The sequence below is a fragment of the Cellulomonas chengniuliangii genome, from assembly GCF_024508335.1.
Lineage (GTDB): Bacteria > Actinomycetota > Actinomycetes > Actinomycetales > Cellulomonadaceae > Cellulomonas_A > Cellulomonas_A chengniuliangii.
Genome location: NZ_CP101988.1, coordinates 1,495,496 through 1,514,515, shown reverse-complemented (window position 1 = coordinate 1,514,515; position 19,020 = coordinate 1,495,496). Strand labels below are relative to the sequence as shown.

At 72.5% G+C, this 19,020-nt stretch carries 19 protein-coding genes, 1 tRNA gene and 1 pseudogene; 15 read left to right on the top strand and 6 right to left on the bottom strand.

All coding sequences use genetic code 11. The features are described 5' to 3' along the window. Nucleotides 1-174: 174 nt before the first annotated feature. The 5 genes and pseudogenes from NP064_RS06995 to NP064_RS06975 form a co-directional block, all read left to right on the top strand. The gene (locus NP064_RS06995) at nucleotides 175-1,521 is read left to right on the top strand and encodes a branched-chain amino acid ABC transporter permease (RefSeq protein WP_227568905.1); all 1,347 of its coding nucleotides are present in this window, start codon (nucleotides 175-177) and stop codon (nucleotides 1,519-1,521) included. Between the two features lie 12 nt (nucleotides 1,522-1,533). Continuing rightward, a complete protein-coding gene (locus NP064_RS06990; protein ID WP_227568904.1) occupies nucleotides 1,534-2,520 on the top strand; it encodes a branched-chain amino acid ABC transporter permease in 987 nt (328 codons plus the stop codon). Then, entirely contained in the window at nucleotides 2,510-3,439 is a 930-nt protein-coding gene (locus NP064_RS06985; protein ID WP_227568903.1) for an ABC transporter ATP-binding protein, read from the top strand. Before NP064_RS06990 ends, NP064_RS06985 begins: the two co-directional genes overlap by 11 nt. Further along, on the top strand, nucleotides 3,436-4,242 hold the full coding sequence (locus NP064_RS06980) for an ABC transporter ATP-binding protein (RefSeq protein ID WP_227568902.1): 807 nt from the start codon (nucleotides 3,436-3,438) through the stop codon (nucleotides 4,240-4,242). The genes NP064_RS06985 and NP064_RS06980 overlap by 4 nt, the downstream gene beginning before the upstream one ends. 322 nt (nucleotides 4,243-4,564) lie before the next feature. Then, nucleotides 4,565-4,717 (top strand): annotated as a pseudogene (locus NP064_RS06975) (IS30 family transposase); the annotation flags it as partial. 73 nt (nucleotides 4,718-4,790) lie between these two features. Here NP064_RS06975 and NP064_RS06970 read toward each other — a convergent pair. After that, nucleotides 4,791-6,053, bottom strand: coding sequence for an ABC transporter substrate-binding protein (locus NP064_RS06970; RefSeq protein ID WP_227568901.1), 1,263 nt, complete (start codon nucleotides 6,051-6,053; stop codon nucleotides 4,791-4,793). A gap of 220 nt (nucleotides 6,054-6,273) precedes the next feature. Then, entirely contained in the window at nucleotides 6,274-6,978 is a 705-nt protein-coding gene (locus tag NP064_RS06965) for an ANTAR domain-containing response regulator (protein WP_372456356.1), read from the bottom strand. 135 nt (nucleotides 6,979-7,113) lie between these two features. Here NP064_RS06965 and NP064_RS06960 point away from each other — a divergent pair. The 7 genes from NP064_RS06960 to NP064_RS06930 all read left to right on the top strand — a co-directional run bounded on the left by NP064_RS06960 (nucleotide 7,114) and on the right by NP064_RS06930 (nucleotide 11,506). Further along, nucleotides 7,114-7,187 (top strand) — tRNA-Leu (locus NP064_RS06960). 371 nt (nucleotides 7,188-7,558) lie between these two features. Next, complete coding sequence (locus tag NP064_RS06955; protein ID WP_227568900.1) at nucleotides 7,559-7,765, top strand: hypothetical protein; 207 nt, start codon at nucleotides 7,559-7,561, stop codon at nucleotides 7,763-7,765. After that, nucleotides 7,762-8,187, top strand: a complete 426-nt coding sequence (locus NP064_RS06950; protein ID WP_227568899.1) for a hypothetical protein — start codon at nucleotides 7,762-7,764, stop codon at nucleotides 8,185-8,187. The genes NP064_RS06955 and NP064_RS06950 overlap by 4 nt, the downstream gene beginning before the upstream one ends. Next, the gene (locus NP064_RS06945; protein ID WP_227568898.1) at nucleotides 8,187-9,371 is read left to right on the top strand and encodes a zinc-dependent alcohol dehydrogenase; all 1,185 of its coding nucleotides are present in this window, start codon (nucleotides 8,187-8,189) and stop codon (nucleotides 9,369-9,371) included. Before NP064_RS06950 ends, NP064_RS06945 begins: the two co-directional genes overlap by 1 nt. 13 nt (nucleotides 9,372-9,384) lie before the next feature. Beyond that, complete coding sequence (locus tag NP064_RS06940; protein WP_227568897.1) at nucleotides 9,385-9,846, top strand: DUF2243 domain-containing protein; 462 nt, start codon at nucleotides 9,385-9,387, stop codon at nucleotides 9,844-9,846. Then, complete coding sequence (locus tag NP064_RS06935; protein ID WP_227568896.1) at nucleotides 9,843-10,631, top strand: cytochrome c oxidase assembly protein; 789 nt, start codon at nucleotides 9,843-9,845, stop codon at nucleotides 10,629-10,631. The genes NP064_RS06940 and NP064_RS06935 overlap by 4 nt, the downstream gene beginning before the upstream one ends. Further along, nucleotides 10,628-11,506 carry a glycosyltransferase family 2 protein gene (locus NP064_RS06930; RefSeq protein WP_227568895.1) on the top strand — a complete coding sequence of 293 codons (879 nt, stop codon included), beginning with the start codon at nucleotides 10,628-10,630 and terminating at the stop codon, nucleotides 11,504-11,506. Before NP064_RS06935 ends, NP064_RS06930 begins: the two co-directional genes overlap by 4 nt. A gap of 2 nt (nucleotides 11,507-11,508) precedes the next feature. Here the strand turns inward: NP064_RS06930 and NP064_RS06925 are convergent, their stop codons facing one another. Beyond that, complete coding sequence (locus NP064_RS06925; RefSeq protein ID WP_227568894.1) at nucleotides 11,509-12,234, bottom strand: AAA family ATPase; 726 nt, start codon at nucleotides 12,232-12,234, stop codon at nucleotides 11,509-11,511. Between the two features lie 29 nt (nucleotides 12,235-12,263). On the opposite strand from NP064_RS06925, the gene NP064_RS06920 reads away from it, so the two are divergent. The 3 genes from NP064_RS06920 to NP064_RS06910 all read left to right on the top strand — a co-directional run bounded on the left by NP064_RS06920 (nucleotide 12,264) and on the right by NP064_RS06910 (nucleotide 14,637). After that, nucleotides 12,264-12,695 carry a GNAT family N-acetyltransferase gene (locus NP064_RS06920; protein WP_227568893.1) on the top strand — a complete coding sequence of 144 codons (432 nt, stop codon included), beginning with the start codon at nucleotides 12,264-12,266 and terminating at the stop codon, nucleotides 12,693-12,695. Nucleotides 12,696-12,767: 72 nt separating this feature from the next. After that, nucleotides 12,768-14,009 (top strand): MFS transporter, encoded by a 1,242-nt coding sequence (locus tag NP064_RS06915; RefSeq protein WP_227568892.1) that lies wholly within the window; start codon nucleotides 12,768-12,770, stop codon nucleotides 14,007-14,009. 94 nt (nucleotides 14,010-14,103) lie between these two features. Then, nucleotides 14,104-14,637, top strand: a complete 534-nt coding sequence (locus NP064_RS06910; RefSeq protein WP_227568891.1) for a Dps family protein — start codon at nucleotides 14,104-14,106, stop codon at nucleotides 14,635-14,637. Between the two features lie 23 nt (nucleotides 14,638-14,660). Here the strand turns inward: NP064_RS06910 and NP064_RS06905 are convergent, their stop codons facing one another. The 3 genes from NP064_RS06905 to NP064_RS06895 all read right to left on the bottom strand — a co-directional run bounded on the left by NP064_RS06905 (nucleotide 14,661) and on the right by NP064_RS06895 (nucleotide 18,839). Further along, nucleotides 14,661-17,459: an EAL domain-containing protein gene (locus NP064_RS06905; RefSeq protein WP_227568890.1), complete on the bottom strand. Its 2,799-nt coding sequence runs from the start codon at nucleotides 17,457-17,459 to the stop codon at nucleotides 14,661-14,663. 128 nt (nucleotides 17,460-17,587) lie between these two features. After that, nucleotides 17,588-18,283 carry a sirohydrochlorin chelatase gene (locus tag NP064_RS06900; protein WP_227568943.1) on the bottom strand — a complete coding sequence of 232 codons (696 nt, stop codon included), beginning with the start codon at nucleotides 18,281-18,283 and terminating at the stop codon, nucleotides 17,588-17,590. Nucleotides 18,284-18,518: 235 nt separating this feature from the next. Next, nucleotides 18,519-18,839, bottom strand: coding sequence for a hypothetical protein (locus NP064_RS06895; protein WP_227568889.1), 321 nt, complete (start codon nucleotides 18,837-18,839; stop codon nucleotides 18,519-18,521). Between the last annotated feature and the right edge of the window lie 181 nt (nucleotides 18,840-19,020).

The following is a 19,020-nucleotide window of genomic DNA, read 5'->3' as shown; positions in this document are numbered from 1 at the left end:
CTCCCCACTCGGAGCCCTGCTCCCCTCGGCACCGCGCCGAAGACCGTGAACCACCGATCGAACGACCGGACGGAGGTCCCTGTGCGCCGAGCCGCGACACCGGACCGAATCACCAGCTCGCCGCGCACACGGAACCGGCGCCCTCCTGGGGCGGCGCTCCTCCCACTGCTCACCGTGCTGCTCAGCGTCCTCGCCGCCCTCCTGGCGGCGAGCCCTGCCCAGGCGGCCGCCGTGGCCTGCGCGGCCGATCCCGCCACCGGGTGCATCGGCGGCACGATCCGGACCGCCGCGGGCGAGCCAGCGGCCGGGATCGCCCTGACGATCACAGGCCAGGGCTTGACGCTCGAGGCCGCCACTGGCGCAGACGGCCGATGGTCCGTCCCGGTGACCACCGCCGGCGACTACGAGGTGGCCGTCGACGACACGACCCTCCCCGCCGGGGAGACGCTGCGGGACCCGGCCGCCAACCCGCGGACCGTGACCGTCCGGCTGGGCTCCAGCGTCGGGGCCCTGTTCCCGCTCGGCGCTCCCACAGCTGGCGGTGGGAGCGGATCAACGCCCACCGGCGGCGAGCCGAGCGACGCGCCGGGGTCCGACCCCGCCGTCGCCGCGCCGGACAGCTCGAAGCCCAGCAGCATCACCGGGCAGCGGGTCGCGCAGCAGGTCATAAACGGGATCGTCTTCGGCCTCCTGCTGGCGCTCGCGTCGGTCGGCCTGTCCCTGATCTACGGCACCACGGGGCTGAGCAACTTCGCGCACGGCGAGCAGGTCACCCTGGGCGCGCTGCTCGCCTACGTGGGCTGCCAGCTGCTGGACCTGCCGCTGCTGGTCTCCGGCACGGTGGCGGTGCTCGTGGGCGCCGCGTCCGGGTGGCTGCAGGACGCCGCCATCTGGCACCCGCTGCGCACGCGCCGGATCGGGACGACGCAGCAGATGATCGTCACAATCGGCCTGTCGATGGCACTGCAGTACACCTACCAGTTCTTCTTCGGCGGCAGCCCGCTGCGCATCGTCACGGCGAACCCCAAGCCTGTGCGGATCGGCGGGATGCTGTTCACGCAGCAGTCGCTGATCTCGGCCGGCATCGCGATCATCGCGATCGGCGCGGTGGCCTTCTTCCTCGTGAGGACACGCACAGGACGCGCCACCCGGGCGGTCTCGGACAACCCGGCGCTCGCCGCGGCGTCCGGCATCACCGTCGAGCGGATCGTCCGGATCGTGTGGACGCTCGGCGCAGGGCTCGCCGCCCTTGGCGGGGTGCTGCTCGGCCTGTACTTCAACGCGACGAACTGGAACATGGGCGGGGCGATCCTGCTGCTCATGTTCGCGGCGGTCACGCTCGGCGGGCTCGGCACCGCATGGGGGGCCCTCGTGGGCTCGCTGGTCATCGGTCTCGTCGTCGAGCTGTCGACCTTCGTCATCCCGAGCGACATGCGCTACGCCGGCGCGCTCGTCATCCTCATCCTCGTCCTTCTCGTCCGACCCCAGGGCATCCTGGGCCGGGCCGAGCGCATCGGCTGACGGAGGCCAACCATGGACTGGCAGCAGATCCTCACCAACGTCGCGGGCGAGATCATCGCCCCGACCACCGCGGCGTACGCGCTCGCCGCGATCGGACTCAACGTGCACTTCGGCATGACAGGGCTGCTCAACTTCGGGCAGGCCGGCTTCATGCTGCTGGGCGCCTACGGCTACGCCATCGCGTCGATCGCCGGATGGCCGGTGTGGGCGGCAGTGCTGGTCGCGCTGGCCTGCGCGGTGGTGTTCGCCCTCATCCTCGGCATCCCGACGCTGAAGCTGCGCGGCGACTACCTCGCGATCGTGACGATCGCCGCGGCGGAGATCATCCGCATGATCGGGCGTTCCACCTCGATGACGGAGGTCACGGGCGGCAACGCCGGCCTCGCCGGCGACGGCTTCAAGGGCTCCTTCCAGGAACTGTCCCCGTTGCCGGACGGGAACTTCGCGATCGGCCCGTGGTCGTACTCGATGAACCTGTCCAACTCGTGGTGGGTGCGGATCGTCGGCTGGGCGCTCGTGGCCCTCGCCTGCTTCCTGGTGTGGCGGTGGATGAACAGCCCCTGGGGCCGGGTGCTCAAGGGCATCCGCGAGGACGAGGACGCCGTGCGCTCCCTCGGCAAGAACGTGTACGCCTACAAGATGCAGGCGCTCGTGCTCGGCGGCGCCATCGGCGCGATCGCCGGAATCGTGTACGCGTTGCCACGCGCCGTCCAGCCCGACTCGATGGGCCGCCCCATGACGTTCTACGTCTGGACGATCCTGCTGCTCGGCGGCGCCGCCACGGTCTTCGGGCCGGTGCTCGGCTCGATCCTGCTGTGGACCACCCTCATGCTGGTCAAGACGGTGTTGCGCGACGTCATCCCCGCCACCGTGCTGCGCAGCGAGCAGATCGAGATGCTCGGCTGGGTGCTGGTCGGCGTGACCCTCATGCTCCTGGTGATCTTCCGACCACAAGGAATCCTCGGCGACCGCAAGGAGCTGGCGATCGATGTCCGCTGACACCCCTCCCGGCCGCGCCGCGGCCCGGCCCGCACTCGCGGGCGTCGAGCGCGTCCCCGGCTCCGCGAAGCCCGACCCGATCCTGCGCGCCCAGGACGTGACCCGGACCTTCGGCGGCATGACCGCCGTCGACGTGGACCACCTCGAGGTGCAGCGCGGCGCCATCACCGCGCTCATCGGGCCGAACGGCGCCGGCAAGACGACGCTGTTCAACCTGCTCACCGGATTCGACCGGCCCGACTCGGGCTCGTGGTCCTTCGAGGGCCGCTCGCTCGCCCGGGTGCCCGCGGCCAAGGTCGCCCAGGCCGGCATGGTGCGCACGTTCCAGCTCACCAAGGCCCTGTCCCGCATGACCGTCATGGAGAACATGCGGCTCGGCGCCACCGGTCAGAGCGGCGAGAACCTGTTCGTCGCGCTCGCGCCCCCGTTGTGGCGCCGCCGTGAGGCCGAGATCACCGAGCAGGCCCTCGAGCTGCTCGAGCGCTTCAAGCTGCTCGAGAAGAAGGACGACTTCGCGGGCAGCCTCTCGGGCGGCCAGCGCAAGCTCCTGGAGATGGCCCGCGCGCTGATGAGCAAGCCCACGATGGTGATGCTCGACGAGCCGATGGCCGGGGTGAACCCCGCCCTGACCCAGTCGCTGCTCGGGCACATCCAGGCGCTGCGCGACGAGGGCACCACCGTGCTGTTCGTCGAGCACGACATGCACATGGTGCGGCACATCTCCGACTGGGTGGTGGTGATGGCCGAGGGCCGCATCGTCGCCGAGGGCCCGCCCGAGTCGGTGATGCAGGAGCAGGCCGTCATCGACGCCTACCTGGGCGCCCACCACGACACCGACCTGGGCGACGACCGCCTCCTGGAGGACGACGTGGCCGAACAGCTCGAAGCAGAGGCGCAGGCCGAGGAGGAGCAGCGATGAGCACCCAGCCAGGACCTGTCGGCGCGCCCGCCGACGTCCATCGCGGCGCCCCCGAGGGCGAGCCGCTGCTCGCCGCGACCGATCTCGTCGCCGGGTACGTGCCCGGCGTCGACATCCTCGGCGGCTGCAACCTGGTGGTCCACCCGGGCGAGCTCGTCGGAATCATCGGGCCCAACGGCGCCGGCAAGTCGACGCTGCTCAAGGCCCTGTTCGGGCTCGTGAGCATCCGGTCGGGCTCCGTCACGCTCAAGGGTGAGGACATCACGAACCGCCGCGCGGACTCGCTCGTGCGGCATGGGGTGGGCTTCGTCCCGCAGAACAACAACGTGTTCCCCTCGCTCACCATCGAGGAGAACCTGCAGATGGGCGTGTTCCAGGCGCCGAAGTCCTTCGATGAGCGGTTCGAGTTCATCGTCGACCTGTTCCCCACCCTGGGCGACCGGCGGCGCCAGCGGGCCGGCTCCCTGTCGGGCGGTGAGCGGCAGATGGTGGCCATGGCGCGGGCGCTGATGATGGACCCGTCGGTGCTGCTGCTCGACGAGCCCTCGGCCGGCCTGTCCCCCGTCCGCCAGGACGAGACGTTCATCCGCACCCGCAAGATCAACCGGGCTGGGGTCTCGGTGGTCATCGTCGAGCAGAACGCCCGCCGGTGCCTGCAGATCTGCGACCGCGCGTACGTCCTGGACCAGGGGCGCAACGCCTACTCCGGCCCGGGCCGGGAGCTCATGCACGACCCCAAGGTCATCGAGCTCTACCTGGGGACGCTGGCCACCGACGTCGAGGGTGGCGCCGAGTCGGCCTGACGGGCCCCCTCCCCCACGTGCGACGAGAAGGGCCCGGCGGTCAAGACGGGTTCTACCGATCCCCGCAACACCCTGGATTCAGGGAGTTGCGGGGATCGTGGTTTCTGGGGAGTTGAGGGCGAGGTTCTTCGAGGCGCTGGACCGTGAGGGTGGCAGCGTCTCGGCTGCTGCTCGTGTGGTCGGTGTCAGCAACTACACGGCGTTCGGGTGGGCGCGCAAGGCGGGTGTTCGTGGGCGTGGCAAGCCGGGCACGAGTGGGCATCCTGGCCGGGCGGAGTACGACAGGCTTCGCGCGCCGGGATCGGTCGCCGGGATGCTGCGGCTGCGCCAGTACTTCCCCAAGGGCACCGACCTGTCGATCCACAGTGCGGCCGACCTCGAGCATGTCGCTCAACAGCTCAACGGCCGACCACGCAAGACGCTCGACTGGAAGACTCCAGCCGAGCGTCTGCGTGATCCACTGACAACCACTTAGGTCAACAGGTGTTGCGAGGCCCCTTGGAACCCGCCCAACCCGCCGGGCCCTTCTCGTGCGTGAGGTCAGAGCGTCACAGTTCGCCGTACTCCGCCTTGATCCACTTGTACGTGTTGTCCTCGCCGAACTGGAAGATCCCGATGAAGGCGGAGGACGGGTCGTTCTTGTCGTTGAACGGGCCAGCGCCGGACACCGCCTTGTACGCGATGTCGTTGCCCGCCTCGAGCTCCTTGACGCCCTCGGCGAAGGTCGAGACCTCGGTCCCGCCGTTCGCGCCAGAGACTGCCGCCAGGTTCTTCTGGATCGTCGGCCCGTCGGTGGCCCCGCCCCTCACGGCGGCCAGCGCCGCGAGGATCGTGGCGTCATAGGACTCGGGCCCGTAGGTGAAGTCCTTCAGGCCGCTGTCAACCTCGAGCAGCCGCGCCTTGAACGCGTCGTCCGGGTACGCGCCCGGCGTCGTGCCCTGGGCGCCGGTCAAGGTGCCCGGAGCGAAGTCGGCGCTGTAGTCGGCGAGGTTGCCGTCGACGAAGTACAACTTGGACGTGTCGAAGCCCTGGGCCACGAGCTCGGGGACGATGAGCTTGGTCTGAGCGAAGGCGATGACCGCGATGGCGTCGGGGTTCGTGGCCAGCGCGCTGCTGACGATCGTGTTGAAGTTCTGCTCCGCGGGGTCGAACTCCTGGCCCGCGGCCCCGTAGGTGAACGTGCCGCCCGCAGACTCCACCGTGTCCTGGAGCACGTCACGTAGTGACGTGCCGTAGTCATCGTTGAAGACGATGGCCGCGACGTTCTGGTGACCGTCATTGAGGATGAGGTTGCCGAGCGAGGCGCCCTGCAGGAGGTCGGACGGCGCGGTCCGGAAGTAGAACGGATCGCGTCCGGAGAGGTCGGTGGCCGTGTTCGCCGGCGAGATCTGCACGATCTCCGCGTTGGTGATGTCATCCACCACGTTGCGCGTCACCCCGGAGGCCGCGGCGCCGATGATGACCTGCACGTCCTTACCGATGAGGTCGGTGACGGACTGGGTCGCGACCTCGGCGTGCTCGGCGTCGGAGGAGTCGGCGTGCTCGACCACGACGTCCTTGCCCAGGACGCCTCCCGCCTCATTGATCTCGCTCACGGCCAGGTTCACGCCGGCGATCTCGGGCGGCCCGAGGAATGCCAGCGCCCCGGTCTGCGGCAACAGGGTGCCGATGATCAGAGCGTCACCGGAGCCTCCTGAGCTCCCCGAGGTCTCCCCCGCTGACGTCTCCGAGTCGGAGGAGCAAGCTGTCAGTGCCAGTGCGACGGCGCCCGCGAGGGCGGCGACTCGGAATCCATGCGACGAGCGAATCATGCGCGGTACCCCTTCGGTTACGGTCCCGCCCATCTGCTGGCAGGGCGGATCGAACTGTGCGGGAAACCTAGCCATCCTTTGTGTCCATTGCGTGACTTGGATACCACTCAGCCCGGTTGTGGCCTATTTGTAACCTAGATGGCCGTGTGAAGTCACCCACGCAGCCGAAAGCCCGGCCCTCCACGCCTGTGGGGAGGTCCGGGCTCGGGTGCTGGTTCCGTCAGCTGCCGCTGCCGCCCACCTGCTCGATCACCGCGTCGGCGACCTCGCGCATCGTCAGCCGGCGGTCCATCGACGTCTTCTGGATCCAGCGGAACGACTCCGGCTCGGTGAGGCCCATCTTGGCCATCAGCAGGCCCTTGGCCCGGTCGACGCGCTTGCGGGTCTCGAAGCGCTCGGCGAGGTCGGCGACCTCCGACTCGAGCGCGGAGATCTGCGCGTAGCGGGAGATGGCGATCTCCAGCGCGGGCAGGAGGTCCGCGGGGCTGAACGGCTTCACCACGTACGCCATCGCGCCGGCGTCGCGCGCGCGCTCGACCAGCTCGGTCTGGGAGAACGCCGTGAGCAGCACGACCGGCGCCACGTGCGCCTTGCCGATGCGCTCGGCGGCGGAGATACCGTCGAGCACGGGCATCTTGACGTCCATCACGACGACGTCGGGCTTGAGCTCGAGCGCCAGGGCCACGGCAGTCTCGCCGTCACCGGCCTCGCCCACGACCTCGAAGCCCGCCTCGCGGAGCGTCTCGACGACGTCCATCCGGATCAGCGCCTCGTCCTCGGCGACGACGGCGCGGCGCGCCGGGCGCGTCTGCACCTGCTCCGGCGCCTCCTGGGCAGACGGCGCGGCAGAGCCGCTCAGGTCCAGCGGGGTTCCAGCACCCTCGGTGCTGGGCGTCGTGCTCGGGGATTCCTCATTCGTGCTCACATCGTCAGCCTAATGCCGCGCGGGGGATGACGTGGCCGGACGCCACGTCCATCGGCGGGGAGATCGCGCCGATCCTCGGTGTGCTCCTGGCGCCCGCGCAGCACTGGGCGCGCCGCACGGTACTCTGCTGCCCGGGCCCCGATAGCCCAATCGGCAGAGGCGTTCGGCTCAAACCCGATCCAGTGTGGGTTCGAATCCCACTCGGGGCACTCCTCGTGCTCGCTCGTCGAGCATGGCTGGTCGACCCGCTCGCGGGCCGCCCAGCCGCGTCCAGGCGCCGTCCCCGTCCGGGAGGCCGGGACATCCGCCGGGCCCCCTTCCCCGAAGGCGCGGGCGATCTGGGTCGGCGGGCGCGAGCCCTGCGCGCACGAGCCCGGCGCCATAGACAGGTCGACGGCTTCGCCTACGGAGCCCACACGAGAGCAGCGTCCCCACGGGCGAGAACTGCTGACGTCGTCGCGAGAGGGCCAGGCCCGCGGCGCCGGGGCGGCCCCGGGGCCGCACGGGTGCTCCTGATGCGGCCTGCGGCAAGACACGAGAAGGTGGCATCGCCCAATAGTCGCGATTGAGGACGTATGCCATGACCACCCCGACCGGCGGCGCAGGACTTCCCGGCCAGAACGCACGCAGGTCCTACCCGTGGCTTGCGCTGGTGATCGGGGCCCCGTGCGCGCCGATCGGGCTGCTGGGCGTCGTGCTGGGGCGCACCCCGTCTGACGCCCGCGCCAGGGGGATCGTGGCCATCGACACCAGGAGCCCGGCCAGCGGATGGCGGAGGTCGTCATGAGCGCGCGCAAGAGTTCCGCGGCCGTCGTGCTCGTGGCCGCGGCCGTCGCCGCGGTGTGGGCCGTACGACGCCGCCCAGCGGCCCGTGGGCCCGCCCAGCGCATGGTCGTCACGGTGTACCGGTCCGCCGAGGAGCTGGACCCGCTGCCGGCCCCGCTGCTCGACATCCCCGCGAGCCTGCGCGTCGAGCTGACCCCCGCCCCCGGCGACCGCGGGACCGAGGTCGCCGTGAGCGGACCCGACCTCGCCCAGACCGAGGTGGCCGACACGGTGCGCGGGCTGCTGCGGGAGGCGAAGCAGATCGCCGAGACCGGCGAGGTGCTCGCCTTGGGGACGCCACCGCACGGACGGCGTAAGGCCACGCCCTCCGGGTGGGCGATGGACGCCCTCGTCTCCCGATCGCGGACGAAGGGGGTGCTGTGATGCGCGCGCTCTGTTGGCAAGGGGTCAACCGGCTCGGCGTCGAGGACGTCGCCGAGCCGCAGATCCTCAACGACGGCGACGCGATCGTCGAGGTCGGCCTGAGCACCACGTGCGGCTCGGACCTGCACCTGATCGGCGGGTACATCCCGGCGATGCGCTCGGGCGACGTGCTCGGCCACGAGTTCATGGGCACCATCGTCGAGGTCGGGCCAGGCGTCAGGACCCACAAGGTCGGCGACCGGGTGGTGGTGAGCTCGTTCGTGAGCTGTGGCCGCTGCTGGTACTGCCAGCAGGGCTTGTTCTCGTTGTGCGACGACGGCAACCCGAACCCGGCCATCACCGAGGCCCTCTGGGGGTACGCGCCAGGCGGGTGCCTGGGCTACTCGCACGCCATGGGCGGCTACGCCGGGTGCCACGCGGCGTACGTGCGCGTCCCGTACGCCGACGTGGGCGCCTTCGCGATCCCCGACGGCGTCGACGACGAGTCGGCCCTGTTCGCCTCCGACTCCGCGCCCACCGGGTGGACTGCCGTCGACCAGTCGGGCGTGGGGCCCGGCGACGTCGTCGCGGTGTGGGGCGCTGGCGCCGTGGGCCAGATGACAGCCCGGGCGGCGATGCTGCGCGGCGCCGAGCGGGTCATCGTCATCGACCGGCTGCCGGAGCGCCTCGCGCAGGTCACCGACGTGATCGGCGCTGAGACGATCGACGCCGAGAAGGGCGAGGTGGCGCGCGAGCTGCGTGACCGCACCGGCGGGCGTGGCCCCGACGTGTGCATCGACGCCGTCGGCATGGAGCCCCACCCCGCCGGCGTGATGGGCGCCGTCGACATGGTCAAGCAGCAGCTACGGCTCCAGACCGACCGCCCGGGGGTGCTGCGCGAGGTGGTGCACGGGTGCCGCAAGGGCGGCCGCGTCTTCATCCTGGGCGTCTACGTCGGCTGGGTCGACGGGTTCCCGGCGGGCGCCCTGATGAACAAGGGCCTCACCGTCCAGGGCGCGCAGATGCACGGAGCGCGGTACATCCCCGAGGTCCTGCGCCGCCTGGAGGACGGCTCGTTGACGACTCGGCACCTGGCAACGCACCGAATGTCCCTCGAGGACGCGCCGCTGGGCTACGAGCTCTTCAAGTCGAAGGCTGACGGCTGCGTGCGCGCGGTGTTCAGCCCCTCCGGTGCACTGCTGTGAGGACCGCGAGACGGTGACCGCGCCAGCCGGGGTGGTGGACCGGCGCCGGTCCCGGTGGGTGGGAGCACTCATCGGGATCGGCGTGATGGCCGCCGTCGACGAGATCGTCTTCCACCAGATGCTGGCATGGCACCACTTCTACGACCGCGGGACCCCGGAGATCGCGCTCCTCTCGGACGGCCTGCTGCACGCGGCCGAGCTCGTCGTCCTGGTGGCCGGGATCTTCCTCGTGGCCGACCTCGCGCGGCGCAGCGCGCTGTCCCGGGTGGGGCTGTCGAGCGGGACACTGCTCGGAGCGGGAGCGTTCCAGGTCTTCGACGGCGTCGTGCACCACAAGGTGCTGCGCGTCCACCAGGTGAGGTACGACGTCGACCTGCTGCCGTACGACGTGGCATGGATCCTCGCGGGCGTGCTGCTGATGGCCGCGGGCGTCCTCGTCGGCCGACGGGGCAGGCGGGAGGCGCGGATCCCATGACGACACGGATCGTGGCGTGGGCGCCGTCCGCAGCACTGGCCGCGATGCTGCTCGCGCCCTACCTCGCAGCGCTCCGGCTCCGGCCGGCGACGCTGCGCCCCCACCCGCCGTGGCGGACCGCGGCCTGGGTCTGCGGCGCGACGCTCGCGGCGGCCGCCGTCTCCCCTGTGGTGACAGCGCTCGCCCACAACGACCACCGCGCGCACATGGCCCAGCACCTGGTGCTGGGCATGTACGCGCCGGTGGCGCTCGTCGCCGGCGTGCCGCTTGCCCTGGCACTGGGGTCCACTCCGGCGCACGTCGGCCGGCGGATGAGCCACGTGCTCCGCAGCCGGCTCGCGCGGTGCGCCACCCACCCCGTGACCGGGGCGGTGCTCTCCGTCGGCGCGCTTTTCGCCCTGTACCTGACTCCCCTCTACGCCCTGAGCCACGCCCACCCCGCCCTCGGCTGGGCGGTCCTGGTCCACTTCCTGCTAGCCGGCTACCTCTTCGCCTGGTCCATCGCGGGCGCCGACCCCGCGCCGCACCGCCCAGCCTTCGCCACCCGCCTCGCGGTGCTCGTCGTCGCCGCCGGCGCGCACGCCTACCTGGCGAAGACCTTGTTCGCTCGCGCCACCGAGGACGGCGGCCTGCATCACGGCTCGCTCGCCGAGGCCGCCCGGTGGATGTACTACGGCGGCGACGGTGCGGAGATCCTGCTCGCGACGCTGCTGTTCGCCGCGTGGTACAGGCAGCGGGATCCTGTGCGGGGCATGGCTGCGCGCGCGGGGGTGAGTCACCCGTGACGCGGACGACAGGCCAAGCGCCACGCGTCGACCCGACGCCGGAGAGCCGCCGGGCCGGGCGGGTGAGCGTCACCGTGGTCATCCCCGCCCGCGACGAGGCCGATCGCCTGCCCGGCTGCCTCGCCTCGCTCGCACGCCAGACGATCCCGCCGCTCGAGGTGGTCGTCGTCGACAACGGCTCCCGGGACGACACCGCCGCGATCGCCGCGCGTGCGGGGGCACGGGTGGTCCCCGAGCCGGTGCCCGGCGTGTGGTCCGCCGCCGCCACCGGGTACGACACGGCGCGAGGCGACCTCATCGCCCGGTGCGACGCGGACTCGGTGCTGCCGCGGGACTGGCTCGAGCGGATCGTGCGGGCGTTCGAGCTCGACCCGGACCTGCAGGTGATCTCTGGGCCAGGCGACTTCTACGGCCTGTGGCCACCGCTGGGCCGATCGGCCTCCTGGCTCTACATGCGCTCCTACGTCGCGGCGATGACCCTGGCGCTGGCCCATCCGCCCGTGTTCGGCTCCAACCTCGCGATGCGCAACGAGGCCTGGCGCCGCGCGCGGGACAGCGTGCACCGCACGCACGACGACGTCCACGACGACGCGGACCTCAGTTACCACCTGGCGGGGCGCATGCGGTTCGACTGGAGCCTGCGGGTGGGGATCTCGCCCCAGCCGTTGTCCATCGGGCGGCGCCGCCGATGGAGGGCGGGCATGCGCACGGTGCTGCTGCACTGGCCCGCGCAGACCCCGTGGCGGCGGGCGTGGGGCTGGTCAGGGCCTCGTCTGACGACCGCTCGCCGGACGGCCGAGCAACGCCGGGGACGACCCCGGCCGCCCGACCGGCGGGCTGACCGGTCCCAGGACCGGGCGGCGGGACCGGGCTGAGGTCAGGCCCCGTCCAGGACCTGGCGCAGGTACCGCGCCGGCTCGTCGAGGAACCCCCGCCAGCCGCGCACCAGGTCGAGGTCCTCCCAGGCGCACGGGCGCATCCCCCACTCCCCGAGCTCCCAGATGCGCGCTCCGGGCAGGGCCGCGAGCACCGGCGAGTGCGTGGAGAGGATCACCTGCGACCCGGAGGCCATGAGCGTGTGCAGGCGGGCGAGCAGCGCGAGGCACCCGTGGAAGGACAACGCCGACTCCGGCTCGTCGAGCAGGTAGAGGCCGGGACGCCTCATGCGCTCCCCCACCAGCGCGAGGAACGACTCGCCGTGCGACATCTCGTGGAACACCGGCTCCGGGCGGGCGCCTGGGTTGTCCTCGAGGTACGTGTAGAAGGAGTGGGCGGTCTCGGCCCGCAGGAAGAAGGCCCGCCGTGGCGCCCCCGCCCGCCGCTCCACCACCAGGCGGCGCCACAGGTCGGACTCGCTGGGCCTGGTGCTGAAGCCCGAGCCCCGGGACCCGCCCTCCGGCCCGGTGCCGCTCGCGAGCGCGCACGCCTCGACCAACGTCGACTTGCCCGTGCCGTTGTCGCCGACCAGGACGGTGGCGGCCGACAGGTCCCACCCCTCCCGGAGCACCTGCGCGATCGCGGGGATCTCGGCGTACCAGGGCGCCGGGATGGGCGGAGCGCCCAGGTCGGGGGCGAGGCGTCGCAGGATCGGCGCGGTCTCCATGCGCCCACCCTCGCACGCGACAATGCCGTATGACCGCCACGCTGCCCGAGGGGTACGAGCTCGTCCACACGACGCCCGAGGTCGGGGACTACCTGGCCCTGCGCCGGGAGTCGGGCCTCACCCCGAAGAACCAGGACCAGGCCGCCGCAGGGCTGCCGGGCAGCTGGGCCGCGCGCCACGTCGTGCACACCCCATCCGGGGAGACCGTGGCGATGGGACGGGTGCTCGGCGATGGGGGCTGGTGCTTCCTCGTCGTGGACATGGCCGTGCTGCCCGCGCACCAGCGACGCGGGCTCGGCGACGCGGTGCTGGCCTCCCTCCTCGAGGAGATCCGCGACCAGGCGCCGCCAGGGGCTCACGTCACGCTCTTCGCCGACCCGCCGGGCAGGCGGCTGTACGCGCGCCATGGCTTCGCCGAGACCGCGCCCGGGTCGGTCGGCATGGCCCTGCGCCTGCGCTGACCGCGGGGCGCCAGGGCCGCCAGACGCGGACGCCCCACCGCCCTGCGCAGGGGCGTCGCTACGATCTCCGACGTGTCCCGACTCGGCCAGATCGTCGCCCCGGCGCGCCTCGGGACAGGGTTCCGCTGGCTCCTCGCCTCCTCGTGGACCAGCAACCTCGGGGACGGCATCGCGCTGGCCGCAGGGCCGTTGCTGGTCGCGTCCCTCACGGACGACCCCCGCCTCGTCGCGCTGGCCGCCACGCTGCAGTGGTTGCCCCCGCTGCTCTTCGGCCTGCTCGCCGGGGCGCTCTCCGACCGGCTCGACCGACGGCTGCTGGTGGTCTCCGTCGACCTGCTCCGGGCCGCGGTGCTCGTGGTGCTGACCCTGGTCGTCGTCACCGACCGGGTGTCCATCGGCGTCGTGCTCGGCACGCTGTTCGCTGTGGGGGTCTGCGAGGTGTTCGCGGACAACACCTCGCAGACCCTGCTGCCCATGCTCGTCTCGCGCGACGACCTCGCCGTCGCGAACTCCCGCATGCAGGCCGGGTTCGTCACCGTCAACCAGCTCGCCGGACCGCCGATCGGCGCCGCCCTGTTCGCGGTGGGCGCGGTGTGGCCCTTCGCCACCCAGGCGCTGGCCGTGGCGCTCGGGGCGCTGATGGTCTCGCGGATCACGCTGCCGCCGCACGGCAGGACCGGCGACGCCCGGACACGGGTGCGGCAGGACATCGCCGAGGGCGTCGCCTGGGTGCTGGGCCACGCGGCCGTGCGCACCCTGGTGCTGACCATCCTCGTCTTCAACGTCACCTTCGGCGCCGCGTGGTCCGTGCTGGTGCTCTACGCCACCCAGCGCCTGGGCATGGGGGAGATCGGGTTCGGCCTGCTCACCACGGTCAGCGCGGTGGGCGGCCTCGTGGGGATGGGCGCCTACGGCTGGATCACCCGCCGGATCAGCCTCGGCAGCCTGATGCGGGTCGGGCTGGTCGTCGAGACGCTCACGCACCTGGGCCTGGCGCTCACCCGGCAGGCGTGGGTCGCGATGTCGATCTTCTTCGTCTTCGGCGCGCACGCCTTCATCTGGGGAACCACCTCCGTCACGGTGCGCCAACGCGCGGTTCCCACCCACCTCCAAGGTCGGGTCGGCAGCGTCAACCTGATGGGCTCGTTCGGCGGCCTGGTCGTCGGGTCCGGCGTGGGCGGCCTGCTCGCGGAGCGGTGGGGGCTGACGGCGCCGTTCTGGTTCGCGTTCGTCGGCTCCGCGGTGGCCCTGGTGCTGCTGTGGGAGCAGATGCGGCACGTGGCGCACGCGGACGAGGCGCCCGTCGCGGAGTGAGCGCCGGCCCGCGGGCCCGGGATGCGGGCGCCGCGCCGTTGAGGCACGTTGGCCGTGCGGCCCCGTGCAGGGCCGGGCGACCAGAGGGGGCGCGATGCCGAGCGACGACGAGCCCACGTACGACGAGCCCAAGTACACGGCGCCGGGCCTGAGCCTCGCGCAAGGCGGTGAGGCTGCGAGCGTCCTCCAAGAGCGACTGACGGCGCTGGTGGACCTTGCCCTCACCCTCAAGCACATCCATTGGAACGTGGTGGGGCCACGGTTCATCGCGGTCCACGAGATGCTCGACCCCCAGGTCGCGTCGGCGCACCGCATGGCCGACAAGGTCGCGGAGCGGATCGCGACGCTGGGCGCGGTCCCCCACGGCACGCCGGGCTCGGTGGTGCGGCGGCGCCCCTGGGCGGACTACCCGCTCGGCCGGTCCACGGTCATCGAGCACCTGCAGGCCCTGGACACGGTCTACGACGGGGTGGCGTCCTCCCATCGCGCCGCCGCACGCCGGCTCGAGGGCCTCGACGACGTCTCACGGTCCGTGATGATCCGCCAGCTGCGTCGGATCGAGCTGTACCAGTGGTTCGTCCGCGCCCACCTCGAGGATCCCGACGGCGCCCTGCGCGACGCGCGGTAGCCGGCTACCGCCAGGCGGCCGCGTCAGGCTGTCGCGCCCACGCCCACCCTCCTGGTCTCGAGGCTGGGCTCGGGCTCCGGCCGGCCGATCAGGTAGCCCTGCACCAGGTGGCAGTCGGCGCTCCGCAGGGCCTCGAGCTGCTCGAACAGCTCGACGCCCTCCGCGACGACCTCGACGCCCAGCTCCTTGGCCAGCGCCAAGACGCCTCGCACCAAGGCGACCGACGCCTTGTCGGGCAAGGCCGTGATGAAGCTGCGGTCGATCTTGATCTGGTCGACCGGCAGGTTCTTGAGCCACGACAGCGTCGAGAACCCCGTGCCGAAATCGTCGAGGGAGACCCGCACGCCGAGCTGCCGCAACTCCGCCAGGCGCTCGACGACGCCAGGGAGATCGACCAAGGACCGGCTCTCCACGATCTCCAGCACGAGCTGTCCAGGCGTCAGCCCGTGACGGCGCAGCGCTCCACGGACGGTGGCCAGGAAGCGCGGGTCCACCAGGGTGCGGCCCGCGAGGTTCACCGCCACGTGCAGGGGAGCCGCCGCGGCCGGCGGCGTCGCGGCCAGCCATCGGCAGGCCGCTTCGAGGACCCACAGGTCGATCGCGGTGATGTGGCCGGTCTCCTCGGCGAGCGTCAGGAACGCCGCCGGGGCCAGCAGCCCGAGCCGGGGGTGCTGCCAGCGCACCAGCGCCTCGGCCCCCACGACCTTGGCCAGGCCTGGCGCCGACACGTCGACCACCGGCTGCAGGTGCAGGCGCAGCTGGTCCTCCTGCAGGGCCGTCCTCAGCTCGGCTTGGAGCGACGGGCCGGGCGCCCCCTGGGTCGCGTCGGTGGCAAGAGCCACCTGGTTCCTGCCCCGCTGCTTGGCCTGGTACATCGCCCGGTCGGAGGCTGCCAAGAGCCGCTCCCCGCGCCCGTCCGGGCCGTGGTGCAGGGCCACGCCCACGCTCACAGTCACCCGCAGCTCGTTGCCGTCGATGCGGAACGGGGCGCTGACGGCCTCCACGCACCGGCGGCCGGCGGCGGCGGCGGCCCGCTCGTCCTCGACCCGCATCGCGACCGCGAACTCGTCGCCGCCCAGCCGGGCTACCGCGTGCTCGGGGCCGATCGCCTCGCGCAGCCGCACTGCCACCTGGCGCAGCAACTCGTCCCCGGCTCCGTGGCCGAGCCCGTCGTTGACCGTCTTGAAGTTGTCCAGGTCGCAGAACAGCACGGTCGTCCACCCGTCCTGCTCCTCCTCCAGCACCGCGTCGAGCTGCTCGGAGAACAGCACGCGGTTCGCCAGCCCGGTGAGCGAGTCGTGGTGGGCCTGCCGCCGCACGGTGCTCAGCAGCCGGGCGTTCTGCAGGGCCGCGGCCGCTTGGTCGGCGACGCCCGTCAGCCGCGCCAGGATCGACTGCTGCGCGGCTGGGGTCCGCGCCGTGGTCCATCCCGCGACCGCCACCCCGAGCAGCGTGTCCCCGGCCAGCATCGGCGCGACGACGAGGTTCGCGGAGCCGAGCAGGTGCATCGCCGCCGCGACCTCGCGGCTGGCGTCCTGCCGCCGCACCATCCGCGGGCTGTGCTGGGTGAGGAGCTCGATGATCTCGGGCGTGCGGTCCGCCCGGAACGGCGTCTTGGCGAGGCGGTCCCGGGTGCCCTCCTCGAGCCCCGAGGAGGCGACGAGCTCCAGCGCGCCGGCCTCCTGGTCCCAGAACAGGACGCCCACGGCGCTGCAGTCGGTGATGCCGGGCGCCTCCCTCGCGACGACGGCGGCGACGTCGGCGGCGGAGTCCGCGGCGGCGAGGTCGTGCGCGAGGCCGAGCAGCGCGGCGGTGCGGCTCTGCTCGAGCCGGCTGCCCTCGAGGGCGGTGAGCAGGTCGAGCGCGGCCGCCGCGTGGCGCGCGTATGCCTGGAGCAGTGAGTGGTCGCCCTCGAGGGGCCGATGGCCCTCCGCGTAGATGGCCGCGAGCCGGCCGTGGTCTCGGCGGGAGGAGGCGATGTCCACCACGACCGCTGAGCTCCCCAGCGACTCCCCGGCGACGAGCCGCTGGGCGAGGGCGCCGGCCTGGTCCGGGTCGAGTCCGTGGTGGCGCACCAACGGCGGACCGTCCGCGCCGTCCAGGACCAGCAGGTACGACGGCGCGAGGATCGCCGCCACAGCCCGCCTGACGATGCGCTGGAGGACTTCGTCGAGGTCGTCGCTGCTGACCAGGTCGGCGGCGGCGTCCTGGAACTCCTCGAGCTGCACGCGCAGGGCGGCCAACCCGACCTCGTCATGCCCTGCGCGCCACCACCGCTGTCGCCTCCCTGACCACGTCACGTGGTAGACGCACACGGGGTAGCCGTCCGACTCGCATTCCGTGTGCCGCACCCGCGCGGGCGGCAGGCCGAAGATCACGGGCACCGTCGCGACGAGCCCTTGGGCGTACTCGCAGTCCAGCCGCGAGTGGGTGTACCCCTCGTGCAGCCGGAAGTGGATGGTCGCCTCGTTGCGGCCGCACTCCACGAGGTCCATGGTCGAGGTGGTCGTGAACTTCGGCACGGCCCTCGGCAGCTGGCGGTAGACCTCGCGCGGGGACCCGAATGCGCGCAGCAGCGGCACGATGGCGTGGTGGATGCCGTGCTTGAGCCCGGTGACGCCGATCCCGAAGGCCGTGCGCGGGTCGCCGAGGACGGCCGTCGCCGCCTCGAACAGCCGGATGCGCGTGTCGTAGCCGATCCAGAGCGACGCCTGGTCGAGCTCCTCGACGGTGAACGGGACCCGCGCTGCGGCGACGGTCTCGGCGACGGCCTGCGGGCCGCCACGCTCCTCCACGTAGCGCAAGATCAGGGTCGTAGTCACGCCCGATGTCTCGCGCGGCTCCTCAGCTCGGGTCGGCACCTCCTCCTCATCGGCCGGAGGCGGGCTCCGATGAGTTCCGAGGCGAGCGGAGGGCAGGTGAAAAATCGATATCGCAGCGGTTGACGCCGTCAGCCCGGCTCCCGCGTCGGGAGGGCCCGCGACGCCTCGTCGAAGCGGTCCAGGACGACATCCACGAGCGCACCGTCGCCGACAAGCGGGGCCGCCACGACGTCGGCTCCCGCCTCGAGCAGGCGGCCGTGGAAATACCCCGGCGCCAGCAGGTAGGAGGCCAGCACGACCCGACGGGCCCCCGCCAGCCGGGCGGCGGCCACAGCCTCCGGCACCCGGGGAGCGCACCCCGCCCCGTAGCCGACCGTGACGGGCCCCGCCGTCCACGCCGACCGCAGGCGCGCCACCACAGCCTCGACGTCTCGCGCGGCCCGGGGGTCGCTCGACCCGGCGGCGGCGAGCACCACCGCGTCTCCGGCGCCGGCGCCCGCACCGCGAAGACGCCGGGCCAGGACCTCGACGAGCCGCGGATCGGGCCCCAACGCGTGCGCGGCCACCGCGCGGGGCGCGGCCACCGCGGCGGCGATGTCGACGTGGACGTGGAAGCCGGCCGACAGCAGCAGCGGCACGACCACCACGTCACGGCCCTCGTCCGATGCCGCCCGGACGACGGAGTCGACCCGAGGCTCCTGGACGTCGACGAACGCCTCCCGGACGTCCAGCCCTGGGCGCGCGGCCCGGACGCTCGCCACGAGCCCGCGGATCGCGTGCCGCCCTCGGACGTCGTCCGTGCCGTGCGAGCAGGCCACCAGCACCGGCGCACGCTCCGGGGCGGGCGCGCTCACGCCCCCCGCGGCCTGGTCGTCGCGCCGGTCCTCCGCTGGAACGCCCGGCCCGGAATGCCGCAGGTCATCGCTCACAGCACCACTCTCACCCGCGGGCCCGAGAAGTCCGGCGCCAAACATGAGTGATCTCGCATTTCGGACTTTGCGCGGGGCCGCGGTCCTCCGACCCGGTGTCGCGTCCTCCTAGTCGACGGCCGGCTCGAGCTCAGGGGCCCGTCGCCGAGAGCCCGCCATCGCCACCCACCGCGGCGAGGAGCACGGGCGGGATGAACAAGCTGACGTTCGCGAGGACCTCGACCCGCCCGGGCGTCGGCAGGGCCCAGCCCACCGCGCAGCGCTCGAACACCTCGCGGCTCGATGGGACGAGCGTCAGCAGCACCACCGGGACGAGCGTCAGCCCGAACAGCGTCCAGGACACCCGCCGGCGGCCTGCTAGCCACCGGCCGGCGAGCAGCCCGAGCAGCACGATGACGCCGAAGACCGTGACGGACACCCACCGGTGGGTGACGAGGAATGTGGTGACCACGTGGGAGGACGCTCCAGGCTGGTGGGGACGGGGGCGCCCACGCTAGCCGGGCGGGCGCCCGGTCCCGCGGGGCGGACTGCCTGGCGCTGTCGCAGGACGAGGCGCCCGCTGCTAGCGTCCGAACAAGGACATCTCGCCCGAACGGGTGAGGTCCATCGCCGGGGGGCGGCCGTGTCCGAGG